Source organism: Streptomyces wuyuanensis (genome assembly GCF_900103455.1).
GTDB lineage: Bacteria > Actinomycetota > Actinomycetes > Streptomycetales > Streptomycetaceae > Streptomyces > Streptomyces wuyuanensis.
The window spans coordinates 141614-155279 of sequence record NZ_FNHI01000004.1 but is presented as its reverse complement, the minus strand read 5'-3'; the positions used below and the strand labels follow the sequence as shown (position 1 = coordinate 155279).

Below are 13666 nucleotides of genomic sequence, written 5' to 3'. Positions count from 1 at the left end.
AGCACACCACCGAGGGGGACAGAGGCGATGACGGCCGAGCTGGTCAGGGGGCAGAACCACCCCTTGCCCCACACTCGACTCGACATCCGGGTGTCGGCCGGCAAACCGGTCGTGGCCGCCGCGATGCTGGGCGACGAGGCCGGCCGGGTGCAGGGCGCCGAGTGGGTCGCCCACCCCGCCCAGCCGGCCCTGCCCGGCATCGAGGTCTCCCGCCAGGCCACCGCCGACCATCTGCTGGCCGTCGACCTGAACGCCGTCCCTGCCTCGGTGCACCGCGTCACGGTGCTGCTGGCGCTGCCGATGGGGCCGGGTCGCCCCGTCCGCTTCGGGGCCGTCGCCGCGCCCTTCGTCTCGGTCGGTCCGCCGGACGGCGACGAGGTCGTCAGCTACACCGTCACCGGCCTGGACACCGAGTCCGCCGTCGTGGCCCTGGAGTTCTACCGCCGCCAGGGAGCCTGGAAGGTCCGCGCCGTCGGGCAGGGGTACGCGGGCGGCCTCGCCGCCTGCCTCACCGACCAGGGCCTCGACCGCGCCGGCGAAGTCGCCGCGGTCGTCCAGGAAGCCGTCGAGCCCGGCCTCTCGCGCACGCTCGGCACGCCCCCGCCCCGGACCACGGAGGTCCGGCACAACGCGGCAGCGGCCGCCGCCACCGCGGGCGACCCCGGCCCCTCTCCCGACCCCGGACCCGCTTCCGGCACCACCTCGGGCGCGGACCCGCAGCCGTCGGACCCGGCGGCACCGCAGCCGCCGGCCCAGACGCACGGCGGTCCCATCAACTACGCGCACCCGCGCAGGCAGTCCACCGCTCCGCCGCCTCCGCCCCCTGCCGTGCCGCCCGCCGAACCCGGGCGGCCGCCGGTGCCCGTCGCGGGCGACGCCACCGGCTGGTCCATGGAGGAGCGGCTGTACAACCAGGTCTGGGGCATGTTCGAGGACCTGGCCCGGACGACGGCGGCCTACCGCAGTGCGGTGGACTTCGCCGATTCACGGCTCGACCAGGAGCTGGACCGCGCCCTGTCCGACCCGCGCGGCAGGCTCGCCGGCGCCGGGGACCCCGCCCGTGAGGCGGCCCGCGCCAAGCACGAGGAGCTGACGGGACGCGCCCGCGAGGCCCTCGACCGCGACCTCGCCCAGCTGACCGCCGAGTCCGAGGTCGTCGAGCCCGCCCTGCCACCGGCGTTCGCCCGCTGGGACAGCCCGGTCTGGCACGGCTACCGCGTTCCGATGGAGATCCCGATGGCCCTCCGCCTCGGCGATCTCCACCTTCCCGAGCGATCCGACCTCCGTATCCCGATGCTGGTCCGGCTGCCGCTGGAACGCGGCCTGTGGGTGGACAGCGGGCGCAGCACGTCGGAGGCCGCCGTGACGCTGGACGAGGCGCGGCTGCGCGCGCTCGCCATGGACACCGCGGTCGCCCACGCGGCCCGGCTGCTCGCGGTCTATCCGGCCGGCGAGTTCACCGTGCACGTCATCGACCCCGCGGGCTCGGCGGCGCGCTCGCTGGCCCCGCTGATGCGGTCGGGCTTGCTGGACGAGCCGCCCGCGGCCGGCGCCCAGGGGGTCTCCGCGGTGCTCGCGAAGCTCACCCAGCGCGTGGACCTGGTGCAGATGGCCGTGCGCGGGGGCGCGGCGGACGCACTCCCGCCGGATCTGGACACCGCCCAGCAGCTACTGATCGTCAACGACTTCCCGCACGGCTTCGACGACCGGGCCGTCACACAGCTCCGCTACCTCGCCGACGAGGGGCCCGCGGTCGGCGTCCACCTGCTGATGGTCGCCGACCGGGAGGACGCCTCCGCGTACGGGCCGGTGCTCGATCCGCTGTGGCGCTCGCTCCTGCGGATCACCCCGGTCCCGGACGACCACCTGGCCGACCCGTGGGTCCAGCACGCCTGGACGTACGAGCCGCCGGCGGTTCCGGAGGGAAGCGATGTGCTCGGGCAGGTGCTGGCGAAGGTCGCGGAGGCACGGCGGACCTGGCGGCGCTGACGCCGGGCGCAAGCGCCGGCGGGCCCCGCGTGCCACCGGACCGCTCCGAGAGATGGGCGGGGCGCTGCGGTGTGGCCGGATGCCGCCGTGCCGACCTGTCCGGATCTCGGGACGATTCTGGGGTCAAGTCGCTGAGCTGCGACTTTGACCCTTCATTATCCTCGCCTTTACCGTCCTTTGGTCTTTCGGGTAGTGTTCCTCGGGCGGAGGGGAGTACTCCCACCTGCGGCGTGCCCGTCAGTACGGACCGACAGACCCAGAGCGGTCCCGGGGCGCCGGCCCGCGGTTCGGCGACCAGCCACCCGGGTGGAAGAGACCTCCGGCAGCGACGACGCTGGTGAGTAGCCGTACGACGCCGGAGGCGCAATGGACGTTTCATTGACCATGTGGCTGGTGACCATTCTTGGTCTCTCAGCCCTGATCGCGGTCGACTTCTTCATCGGGCGCAAGCCCCATGACGTGTCGATCAAGGAAGCGGGAATCTGGACGATCGTCTGGATCGTCCTCGCAGTGATCTTCGGCGTCGGACTGCTGATGGCGGGCGAGAGCCAGGCCTCGGGCGAGTTCTTCGCGGGCTACATCACCGAGAAGTCGCTCAGCGTCGACAACCTCTTCGTCTTCGTGCTGATCATGGCGAAGTTCGCGGTGCCCTCGCAGCTCCAGCAGCGCGTGCTGATGTTCGGTGTGCTGATCGCGCTGGTCCTGCGGGCGATCTTCATCGCCGCGGGCGCCGCGATCATCGCCAACTTCTCCTGGGTCTTCTACATCTTCGGCGCGTTCCTGATCTACACGGCCTGGAAGCTCATCCAGGAGGCGCGCTCCGACGAGGACGAGGACGAGTTCGAGGAGAACAGGCTCCTCAAGTCCATCGAGAAGAAGTTCGGCGTCGCCGACAGGTACCACGGCACGAAGCTCTTCATCCGCGTCAACGGCAAGCGGGTGCTGACGCCGCTGATGGTCGTCATGCTCGCCATCGGCACCACCGACGTGCTGTTCGCGCTGGACTCGATCCCCGCGATCTTCGGTCTGACCCAGGACCCGTACATCGTCTTCACCGCGAACGCCTTCGCGCTGATGGGCCTGCGGCAGCTGTACTTCCTGATCGGCGGACTCCTCAAGAAGCTGGTCCACCTCAGCTACGGCCTCTCGGTGATCCTCGGCTTCATCGGCGTCAAACTCGTGCTGCACGCACTGCACGAATCGGGCGTCCACGTCCCCGAGATCTCCATCCCGTTCTCGCTGGCGGTCATCTGCGGCGTGCTGATCATCACCACGATCACCAGCCTCATCGCCTCCAGGAGGCAGGAGAAGCGGGAGGCGGAAGCCGCGGCCGCGGCCTCGTCCGAGAAGGACAGCGTCGAGGCCTGAGTCCCGCTGTGCGCCGCGCTCCTGACGCGCGCGGCGCACCGCACTTCGGCACCGGCCGGGTTGTACGCAACCCGGCCGGTGCCGTCGTCGTCCGCGGTCTGCGTCGAGCGGCCGCCGGTGCCTTCGGGCCTCACACGGCGGCCGCGCCCTTCGCAGGCTCGCGCACGCGCCCACGTGCCGGCGCAGTCTCCGGCAGCAGCGCGAAGCAGCCGAGGCTCAGCACGGCGATCCCGCTCAGATACGCCGCCACCCCCCACGGCGGTCCGCTCCCGCCCGCCACCGCCGTGGCGACGATCGGAGTGAGCGCCCCTCCGAGCACTCCCGCCAGGTTGTAGCCGAGAGCCGCCCCCGTGCACCGCACCCTGGCCTCGTACAGCTCGGGCAGATACGCCGCGACCACCGCGAACATCGTGATGAACGCCAGCATCGCGCCCAGGAACCCGGTGAACATCAGCAGCGGTTCGGCGGTCTGCAGCAGCGCCACCATCGGGAACATCCACAGCGCGCTCGCCGCGCATCCGACGAGGCAGAGCGGCCTGCGCCCGTAACGGTCCCCGAGCATCGCCGCGAACGGCGTCACGGCCCCCTTGACGGCGACGGCCGCCATGACGCACACGAGCATCACGGTCCGGCTCACCCCGAGCCGTTCGGTGCCGTAGGCCAGCGACCATGTGGAGACCGCGTAGAAGACCGCGTAACCGACCGACAGCGCGCCCGCGGTGAGCAGCACCAGCCGCCAGTGCCCGCGCAGCACCTCGGCCAGCGGCAGCCGGGCCCGCTCGGTGATCCGCTCGAACTGAGGGGTCTCCGCCAGCGAGCCGCGCAGCAGCAGTCCGCCGGCCGCCAGCAGCCCCGCCGCCCAGAACGGAACCCGCCAGCCCCAGTCCCGGAACTGGGCATCGGTCAGCCCCGCGGCAAGCGCCAGCATCACCCCGTTGGCCAGCAGGAACCCCACCGACGGCCCGATCTGCGGAAAGCTCGTCCAGAGTCCGCGCCGCCCGGGCGGGGCGTGTTCGGCCGTCAGCAGCACGGCCCCGCCCCACTCGCCGCCGAGCCCCAGCCCCTGGAGGAAGCGCAGTACCAGCAGCAGTGCGGGAGCGGCGGCCCCGATGTCGGCGTACGACGGCACACAACCCACGCCGACCGTGGCCAGCCCCGTCAGCAGCAGCGAGGCGAAGAGCACCGGGCGCCGGCCGTGGCGGTCGCCGAGGTGCCCGAAGAGCACCGATCCCAGCGGCCGGGAGACGAAGCCGATCGCGAAGGTGCCGAATGCGGCGAGAGTCCCCGCCAGCGGGGAGAACGTCGGGAAGAACAACGGGCCGAGCACCAGCGCCGCGGCCGTGCCGTAGACGAAGAAGTCGTAGAACTCCACGGCCGTCCCGGCGAGCGAGGCGGCCGCGAGCCGCGGCATGGAAACGGTCGGGGCGGACGGCGATTCCGCGGACGACGGCGATTCCGCGGACGCCGGAGCGTGACGATTGCGCATGTCGCGCCAACCACCGGTGACGGGCAGCGGTTACGGGGCGCACGGGAGCATGATCGCAAGCGGTCGCGCACCGTGTGAACGGCCGTGCGCGCCCCGCCCGGTGGCCGCCGCCCGTCGGTGTCCTCGGGCCGCCGCCGAGGCGCTCAGTACGTGACCACGATGCGGCGGGCCACGCCGTCCACCCGGATCAGCCCTCCGTAGGGGATCACCAGCTGGGGATCGGTGTGCCCCAGGTCGACGTCGAACACCGCCACGGTGTCCGGCGCGTACACCGCCAGCGCCCGCTCCACGGCCTCGCGCTGCTCGCGTGCGTAGCGGGCCTGTCCCTCCTCGTCGAGCGGCCGCTCGAACGACCAGGTCTTGGGCCGCGCCCACAGCAGAGCGGGAAAGCGGCGCAGCAGCCCCCGCTCGCCCATGCTGCGCAGGATCCGGAACACCTCGGTGGCCGTGGGCAGTTCCTCGGAGGTCTCCAGGAACAGCACGCAGCCGTCGTACGCGGCCGGATCGCGCTGGATCTCCAGGTCGGCCATGAGCATCCAGGAAAGGATCTCCAGATTGCCGCCCCAGCCGCGGCCCTCGACGACCCGCTCGGGCCCCGCCCAGCTCCAGCCGGCCGCCGGCAGGGTCTCCGGCTCGGCCGCGAACGTCGCGGGGTCGGCCCAGTCGCGGTCGACCACCCGCACCCGGTCCGCCGGGCGCAGTTCATAGGGCCCCGAGGTGAACAGCGCGGCCCGCAGCGACTCCGCGGTCATAGGTGCCATCGCGCCCGGACGGCCGAGTTCGCACATCACCGACGCCCCGTGGTAGGCGACCACGCCCCTGTTCCAGAGGAACGCGAGCAGATTGGTGTTGTCGCTGTAGCCGAAGAACGGCTTGGGGTGCGCCCGTATCAACTCCCGGTCCAGCAGCGGCAGCACGGTGATCTGGTCGTCCCCGCCGATCGAGGCGATCACCGCGCGGATCTCCGGATCCGCGAAGGCCGCGTGGATGTCGTCGGCGCGTTGGCGGGGTGTGGACCCCATCGTGCGGGTGGCCGGGTACTCGACCGGCACCAGCCCGAACTCCTTCTCCAGCCGGGCGAGTCCCAGCTCGTAGGGCAGGGGCAGCAGGCCCGGCAGGCCCGAGGAGGGGGAGAGGACGGCGATCCTGTCCCCGGGCCGGGGCTTGGGCGGGTACACGGGCACGGACGGGCTGCCGGACGGTGTCATGGGTGCGAGTCAACCAGGACTCCGGGGAACGGGCACCGGGATTTCCAGGCCCCGCCCTCCGCGACACCAGCCCCGCTTCGGGCACCGCCCGCTCTCGGGGTCGTGCCACCGGCCGCTCCCGGCCGCCTGAGGGCGGCCCGTCGGCCGGGTCCGGCCGTCACCAGCCGCGCTCCCGCCACTCGGGGAGGTGCGGCCGCTCGTCGCCGAGCGTCGTGTCGTTGCCGTGGCCGGGGTAGACCCAGGTCTCGTCCGGCAGCACGTCGAAGAGCTTCGTCTCCACGTCGCGGATCAGCGAGGCGAAGGCCTGCGGGTCCTTCCAGGTGTTGCCCACGCCGCCGGGGAAGAGGCAGTCGCCCGTGAACACGTGCGGATGGCCGTGCGGGTCGTCGTAGACGAGCGCGATCGAGCCGGGCGTGTGGCCCACGAGGTGGCGGGCGGTGAGCTCGACGTCGCCCACCTTGATCGTGTCGCCGTCGTCGAGCAGCACGTCGGTCGGCACCGGGATGCCGGCCGCGTCGTGGCGCCCCGCGTACGTGCGTGCTCCGGTCGCGGCCACCACGTCGGCCAGCGCGCCCCAGTGGTCGCCGTGCCGGTGCGTGGTGACGACGGACGTGATGCCGTCGTCGCCGATGAGCCGGAGCAGTGTCTCCGGCTCGTTCGCCGCGTCGATGAGCAGCTGTTCGTCGGTGGTCCGGCAGCGCAGCAGATAGGCGTTGTTGTCCATGGGGCCGACGGCGACCTTGGAGATCATCAGCGCCGCCAGCTCGTGCACGTCCGCCGGACCGCCGACCGTCACCGCTCCGCTGTAAGTCATGGGGCCAGCGTACTCAGCCGACTACAGGGGCGGCAGCGCGGGCAGCGGGCCGCCGGTCACCTGGAGCGCGGCGCCGTCACGGCGGCCCGCGAGCCAGCCGAGCACGTCCGCGGCTGTGCCCCGGACGGTGACCGGGGCGCCCGCGGCCCCGCCTCCCGTGGTCCAGGTCCGTCCGCCGTCGGCGAGGACGGTCGTGGGCGGCACGTCCTTGTGCCCGTCGAACCGCTCCGCGAGGAAGCCGGTCTCGCGCTCGGTGAAGTCGGCGGGCAGGTCCTCCAGCTCGTACCCGATGCCGAGGTCCACGTGGTGGAGCTCGACCTCGATCAGCCGCCGGAAGGGGATGCGGGCGGCGGCGTCCTTCACGCCGTTGCGGAGCTCGACGATCCGCGACCAGTCGGCGTCCGCCGTGGCCGCCGTGCGGAAGCGCCCGTCGGACTCGCGCACGTCGTCGAGCTGGACGGGGAGCGGCCGGGGCGCGTCGCGCTCGATGTCGTGCTCGCGCGCCTCGGCGCTCGCGTACATGGGGCGGCCCTCGAAGACGTTGACGAGGGCGTCGGCGTTCCGGGCGAGGTGGGCGAGGACGTGGCCGCGGCTCCAGCCGGGGAGCCGTGACGGCTCGGCCACCGCCGCGTTGTCCAGGGCGGTGGCCGCGTTCAGCAGTCGCTCGGTCGCTTCGCGTACGGAGTCCAGGTCAGCCACGGGATCGATCATGGGGAAGACGATAGCCCCGCCACACGTTCGAGTGAAGGTGACCGTGGACCGGCATTAATCGAATGCGCGTGCTATAGGCTCGGGGCAGAGCATTCTGGAGGGCCGGGCGTTCGTCCGTCCGGCAGCCGTCGATCTCGTGGTCGCCATAGCCTGGAGAGTCCGGGCCGGGGGCTGTGCCCCCGATGCTTCTCACGACCTGTCTCAAGAAAGGTGCGGACCCGGCGTGGCCGACCGTCTCATCGTCCGTGGCGCTCGCGAGCACAACCTGAAGAACGTCTCGCTCGACCTCCCGCGTGACTCACTCATCGTCTTCACCGGGCTATCGGGGTCGGGCAAGTCGTCGCTCGCGTTCGACACGATCTTCGCCGAGGGACAGCGCCGCTACGTCGAGTCGCTGTCCTCCTACGCCCGGCAGTTCCTGGGCCAGATGGACAAGCCGGACGTGGACTTCATCGAGGGTCTCTCCCCGGCCGTCTCGATCGACCAGAAGTCCACGTCGCGCAACCCGCGCTCGACGGTGGGCACGATCACCGAGGTGTACGACTACCTCCGGCTGCTCTTCGCCCGGATCGGCAAGCCGCACTGTCCCGAATGCGGCCGTCCCATCACGCGCCAGTCCCCGCAGGCCATCGTGGACCGGGTGCTGGAGCTCCCCGAGGGCAGCCGCTTCCAGGTGCTGTCGCCGCTGGTGCGGGAGCGCAAGGGCGAGTTCGTGGACCTCTTCGCGGACCTCCAGTCCAAGGGGTACTCGCGTGCCCGGGTCGACGGGCGGACGATCCAGCTCACCGAGCCGCCGAAGCTCAAGAAGCAGGAGAAGCACACGATCGAGGTGGTCGTCGACCGCCTGACCGTCAAGGAGAGCGCCAAGCGCCGGCTCACGGACTCCGTGGAGACCGCGCTGGGTCTCTCCGGCGGCATGGTCGTGCTGGACTTCGTCGATCTTCCCGAGGACGACCCCGAGCGCGAGCGGATGTACTCGGAGCACCTCTACTGCCCGTACGACGACCTCTCGTTCGAGGAGCTCGAGCCCCGTTCGTTCTCCTTCAACTCGCCGTTCGGCGCCTGCCCCGACTGCACCGGCATCGGCACGCGGATGGAGGTCGACCCCGACCTGATCGTCCCGGACGAGGACCGCTCCCTCGACGACGGCGCGATCCACCCCTGGTCGCACGGCCACACCAAGGAGTACTTCGGGCGCCTGATCGGAGGGCTCTCCGACGCGCTCGGCTTCCGCACGGACATCCCGTGGGCCGGGCTGCCCCAGCGCGCCAGGAAGGCCCTGCTGTACGGCCACAAGACCCAGGTCGAGGTCCGCTACCGCAACCGGTACGGCCGGGAGCGCGCGTACACCACCCCGGCGTTCGAGGGCGCGGTGTCCTTCGTCAAGCGGCGCCACAGCGAGGCGGAGAGCGACTCCAGCCGGGAGCGCTTCGAGGGCTACATGCGCGAGGTGCCCTGCCCCACCTGTGACGGCACCCGGCTGAAGCCGATCGTCCTGGCAGTGACGATCATGGACAGGTCGATCGCCGAGGTATCGGCCATGTCGATCAGCGAGTGCGCCGACTTCCTCGGCAGGCTGACGCTCAACGCCCGCGACAAGAAGATCGCCGAGCGGGTGCTCAAGGAGGTCAACGAACGGCTGCGGTTCCTGGTCGACGTCGGCCTGGACTACCTGTCCCTCAACCGTGCCGCGGGCACGCTGTCCGGCGGTGAGGCGCAGCGCATCCGGCTGGCCACCCAGATCGGCTCCGGGCTCGTGGGCGTGCTGTACGTGCTGGACGAGCCGTCCATCGGACTGCACCAGCGCGACAACCACCGGCTCATCGAGACCCTGGTCCGGCTCCGGGACATGGGCAACACCCTGATCGTCGTCGAGCACGACGAGGACACGATCAAGGTCGCCGACTGGGTCGTGGACATCGGCCCGGGAGCCGGAGAGCACGGCGGCAAGGTCGTCCACTCGGGGCCGCTGAAGCAGCTGCTGACCAACAAGGACTCGATGACCGGGCTGTATCTGTCCGGGAAGAAGTCCATCGCGACGCCGGAGATCCGGCGGCCGGTGGACCCGGCGCGGCAGCTCACCGTGCACGGCGCCCGGGAGAACAACCTCCGGGACATCGACGTCTCGTTCCCGCTCGGTGTGCTCACGGCCGTCACCGGCGTCTCCGGCTCAGGCAAGTCGACGCTGGTCAACGACATCCTGTACACACATCTGGCGCGCGAGCTGAACGGCGCCAAGTCGGTGCCAGGCCGGCACACGCGCGTGGACGGCGACGACCTCGTGGACAAGGTCGTCCATGTCGACCAGTCGCCCATCGGCCGTACGCCCCGGTCCAACCCGGCGACGTACACCGGCGTCTTCGACCACGTCCGCAAGCTCTTCGCGGAGACGATGGAGGCGAAGGTGCGTGGCTATCTGCCGGGCCGCTTCTCCTTCAACGTGAAGGGCGGGCGCTGCGAGAACTGCTCCGGCGACGGCACGATCAAGATCGAGATGAACTTCCTGCCGGACGTGTACGTCCCGTGCGAGGTCTGCCACGGTGCGCGCTACAACCGGGAGACCCTGGAGGTCCACTACAAGGGCAAGTCCATCGCCGAGGTGCTGGACATGCCAATCGAGGAGGCGCTGCACTTCTTCGAGGCCGTGCCGACGATCTCCCGTCACCTCAAGACGCTGACCGAGGTGGGTCTCGGGTACGTCAGGCTGGGCCAGCCGGCGCCGACGCTCTCCGGTGGTGAGGCGCAGCGGGTGAAGCTGGCGAGCGAGCTGCAGAAGCGGTCGACCGGCCGCACGGTCTACGTCCTGGACGAGCCGACCACGGGCCTGCACTTCGAGGACATCGCGAAGCTGATCAACGTGCTGTCCGGACTGGTCGACAAGGGCAACACCGTGATCGTGATCGAGCACAACCTCGATGTGATCAAGACGGCCGACTGGGTCGTCGACATGGGTCCGGAGGGCGGCAGCGGCGGTGGCCTGGTCATCGCCGAGGGCACGCCCGAGCAGGTCGCCGCGGAGCCGGCGAGCCACACCGGCAAGTTCCTGCGGGACATCCTGGGACCGGACCGCATCAGCGACTCGGTGCCGCCGCAGTCCCGCAAGACGGTGGCGAAGAAGGCCGCGTCCCGGAAGCCCGTCTCGGCCAACTCCACGGCGGTGAAGAAGAAGACGGTGACGGCCAACGCGACGCCCGTGAAGAAGAAGGCGGCCGCGCCGCGGGGCGGCGCCCGCAAGGCCTGACCCGGCTCCGGGCCGCCGGCCGTTCGTGAGCACCCGTCGCCCCGGGTCCTGCCACCAGGACCCGGGGCGACGGCCGTCGTGACCCCGTCCCGGGACCGCGGCGGTCCGGCCCTCGGGGCGTGGTGCGCCGGCCCCGGCCACCGGGGCCGTTTGCGGGCGGCCGGGTCAGCGCAGTTCGGAGGCGTACGGGGGCTCCGCTCCCGTGCGGGAGCACGTGACGGCGGCGGCGCGGGCGGCGAAGGCGAGCACCTCCGCCCAGGCGGCGGCGTCGAGGGAGAGCAGACCACGGCCGGAGAGGGCGTCCCGCCGTGCCAGGTCGTGCAGCAGCGCCGCGTTCACGGTGTCACCCGCGCCGATCGTGTCCACCACCGCCACGGCCGCCGCGGGGACGGCGGCCTCCACGCCCTCCCGGGTGCGCACCGAGAGACCCCGGTCGCCGTGCGTCAGCACGACGGCGTCAGGTCCTTCGGCCGTCCACCGTTCCGGGGAGCCGCCGAGCCATGCGGCGTCGTCCTCCGAGAGCTTCAGCAGCGACACGGACGGCAGCCAGCCCGCGAACCGCGCCCGGTAGGCACCGGCGTCGGGGATCAGCCCCGGACGGATGTTGGGGTCGAGGAGCGTGAACATCCCGCGCTCCGCCTCGCGCCGCAGCAGCGCCTCGTACGCGCTCGCCCCCGGTTCCAGCACCAGCGAGCACGTCCCGAGCGCCAGGGCCCGGGCCTCGTCCGGCAGTTCCGGCGGCAGCTCGAACAGCCGGTCGGCGGTGCCGGTCATGTAGAAGCCGTAGCCGGCGGTACCGTCCGCGCCGACCTCGGCGACCGCGAGACTCGTCGGCTCCGGGCCCCGCTGCACCAGCGACGTCCGTACCCCCGCCGCGTGCAGCCCGCCCAGCAGCGCCTCGCCGAAGCCGTCCGCCGAGACGCGGGAACAGAAGGTGACGGGGGAGCCCAGACGGCCCAGGGCGACCGCCGTGTTGTACGGGCCGCCGCCGGGCCTCGGCAGCAGGGGCGGCAGTGGCGCGTCCCCGCGGGCCGTCCGCTGCGGGACCAGGTCGATCAGGGATTCACCGGCGACGACGATCACGGCTGAAACGTAGCCCATCGTTCCGGGGCGCGACAGTCCTGTTCCGGCCCGCACCGACCCGCCCGGAAGGGCCGCGATCTGCGCCGGTATCGTCGGGTTGGTCACCCACCCCGCTCCTCACCCGTGGAGATCTTCATGTCCGGCCGATCCGCCGCCCGCCGTACCGTGCTGAAAGGCGCCGCCCTCGCCGGGGCCGCCGGGCTGGGGGTCGCCGCCTGCTCCACCGAGTCCAAGGTGGGCCACGCACAGGTCCCGACCCCGACCGCACCGGTCGACCTCGGCGCCGCCGGGGAGGTCCCCGTGGGCGGCGCCCGGCTCTACCGCGAGCAGCGGCTCGTCGTCCACTGCCCGGCCGAGGGCCACTACAAGGCGTTCAGCGCCCAGTGCACCCACGCCGGCTGCGTCCTGGACAAGGTGGAGGGCACGGAGGGCAACTGCCCCTGCCACGGCAGCCGGTTCGACGTCACGACCGGTACGGCACTCCGGGGTCCGGCGACCGTGCCGCTCCCGGAGGTGCCGGTGCGGGTACGGGACGGGAAGCTGGTGGCGGGCCCGGAGGCGTGAACGGGCTCACGCCGCCCGGGCCCGGAGGCGTGAGCGGGCTCCCGCCCAGCGGCACAAGCTGCCCGCATCAGCGTTCCCACTCCCAGTCGATCCCCTGGATTCCCGGCCGGACGCCCTGCTCGACCAGGTGCACCGCCGGGTGCCGGCCGTTCGGCGTCAGCTCCGCACGGCAGATCCGCGCCGCGCCGGGGGAGTTCTGGGCGAAGTGCCGGCACCGCGCCGGCAGCGCGTCCTCGTGGAAGCGGACCTGCAGCAGGTACTGCCCGCCGGCCGCGCGGAAGCCGCGTACGTACTCACCGCTCGGGCCGGCCGTGCCGTCCTCGAAGCCGTAGCCGAGGAGGTACGTCTCGCCGGACCGCAGCCGGGTGTCGAGGAGGAGCTCCGCGACGAGCACCCCCGCCTCCCGGTCGTACCGGACGCGCCCCGGGCGGCAGTTCTCCGTCGTCCGCACCGTCACCCGGGCCGGATCCCACCCGGGATCCCCGCGATGGACGGCCAGGAGGCGGTCGACGCCGTCGCGGTGGGCGCGCACGATCTTCTGGGAGTCCCGGCCCAGCAGTTCGCGGCCGGGCCCGATCCGTACGCGCTCGTGGTGCCCGACCGTGTGCAGTCCGCCGTCAGCGGGCCGTCCGAGCCCGCTCAGCAGCCGCTCCACCGCCCCGGACACCTCGGCCGGCGCGCGCGGTGATCGGGCCGCGGGGCGCTGGGGGCCGGGCCCGGCGTCCTCGGGGAGCAGCCGCAGCAGCGAGTTCTCCGGCAGCCGGAGCACGTCCTCGAGCGCCCGCACGGCCCGCAGCGACTCGGGGCGCTGGGGCCGGCGGGCGCCCTGCTGCCAGTAACTCAGACTGGTCACCCCGACCTTGATCCCCCGGTGGGCGAGATGGTGCTGAACCCGTTGAAGCGGCAGCCCCCGCACGGCGAGCGCGGCACGCAGGGCGAGGTGGAACGGGCCCGTGCGCAGCACCCGGTCCAGTTCGGCCTGGGTGTGCGCGGGGTGCGCGGCGTGCCCCATGGGTCTCCTCGATGGACGTTCGCGGCCGCCCGGTGCGTCCCCGCGCCGATGGCGGGGCGTGCGGACGGGGCCGACGGCGGCGTCACGGGCCCCGGGGCCACCGGCACAGCCGCGTGTCACCCCGCATTGAAGCGTGTGGATCCCCTCCGGACAACGGTTGTCCGGGTGCCGGGCCGAACGGCGCGAGGGC

The 13666-nt window shown here is 72.3% G+C and carries 10 protein-coding genes; 4 read left to right on the top strand and 6 right to left on the bottom strand.

Annotated features, from left to right (window positions below):
• The first annotated feature begins 27 nt into the window (after window positions 1-27).
• Together BLT82_RS07955 and BLT82_RS07950 are read left to right on the top strand one after the other, a co-directional pair.
• Window positions 28-1989: a TerD family protein gene (locus BLT82_RS07955; RefSeq protein ID WP_093653151.1), complete on the top strand. Its 1962-nt coding sequence runs from the start codon at window positions 28-30 to the stop codon at window positions 1987-1989.
• A 366-nt stretch (window positions 1990-2355) separates the two neighbouring features.
• A complete protein-coding gene (locus BLT82_RS07950) occupies window positions 2356-3357 on the top strand; it encodes a TerC family protein (RefSeq protein WP_167745983.1) in 1002 nt (333 codons plus the stop codon).
• A 130-nt stretch (window positions 3358-3487) separates the two neighbouring features.
• Here the strand turns inward: BLT82_RS07950 and BLT82_RS07945 are convergent, their stop codons facing one another.
• The 4 genes from BLT82_RS07945 to BLT82_RS07930 form a co-directional block, all read right to left on the bottom strand.
• Window positions 3488-4768 carry an MFS transporter gene (locus BLT82_RS07945; protein ID WP_093653149.1) on the bottom strand — a complete coding sequence of 427 codons (1281 nt, stop codon included), beginning with the start codon at window positions 4766-4768 and terminating at the stop codon, window positions 3488-3490.
• 218 nt (window positions 4769-4986) lie between these two features.
• Window positions 4987-6051 (bottom strand): S66 family peptidase, encoded by a 1065-nt coding sequence (locus BLT82_RS07940; protein ID WP_093653148.1) that lies wholly within the window; start codon window positions 6049-6051, stop codon window positions 4987-4989.
• A 157-nt stretch (window positions 6052-6208) separates the two neighbouring features.
• Window positions 6209-6865 (bottom strand): MBL fold metallo-hydrolase, encoded by a 657-nt coding sequence (locus BLT82_RS07935; RefSeq protein WP_093653147.1) that lies wholly within the window; start codon window positions 6863-6865, stop codon window positions 6209-6211.
• Between the two features lie 21 nt (window positions 6866-6886).
• The gene (locus BLT82_RS07930; RefSeq protein WP_093653146.1) at window positions 6887-7576 is read right to left on the bottom strand and encodes a maleylpyruvate isomerase family mycothiol-dependent enzyme; all 690 of its coding nucleotides are present in this window, start codon (window positions 7574-7576) and stop codon (window positions 6887-6889) included.
• 223 nt (window positions 7577-7799) lie between these two features.
• Here BLT82_RS07930 and uvrA point away from each other — a divergent pair, with 223 nt between their 5' ends.
• Entirely contained in the window at window positions 7800-10817 is a 3018-nt protein-coding gene (gene uvrA / locus BLT82_RS07925) for an excinuclease ABC subunit UvrA (RefSeq protein ID WP_093653145.1), read from the top strand.
• Window positions 10818-10982: 165 nt separating this feature from the next.
• Here uvrA and BLT82_RS07920 read toward each other — a convergent pair whose 3' ends face one another.
• Window positions 10983-11900, bottom strand: a complete 918-nt coding sequence (locus tag BLT82_RS07920; protein WP_093653346.1) for a carbohydrate kinase family protein — start codon at window positions 11898-11900, stop codon at window positions 10983-10985.
• 135 nt (window positions 11901-12035) lie between these two features.
• Here BLT82_RS07920 and BLT82_RS07915 point away from each other — a divergent pair, with 135 nt between their 5' ends.
• Window positions 12036-12464, top strand: a complete 429-nt coding sequence (locus BLT82_RS07915; RefSeq protein ID WP_093653345.1) for a Rieske (2Fe-2S) protein — start codon at window positions 12036-12038, stop codon at window positions 12462-12464.
• A 67-nt stretch (window positions 12465-12531) separates the two neighbouring features.
• Here the strand turns inward: BLT82_RS07915 and BLT82_RS07910 are convergent, their stop codons facing one another.
• On the bottom strand, window positions 12532-13476 hold the full coding sequence (locus tag BLT82_RS07910) for a hypothetical protein (protein ID WP_093653144.1): 945 nt from the start codon (window positions 13474-13476) through the stop codon (window positions 12532-12534).
• Window positions 13477-13666 lie beyond the last annotated feature (190 nt).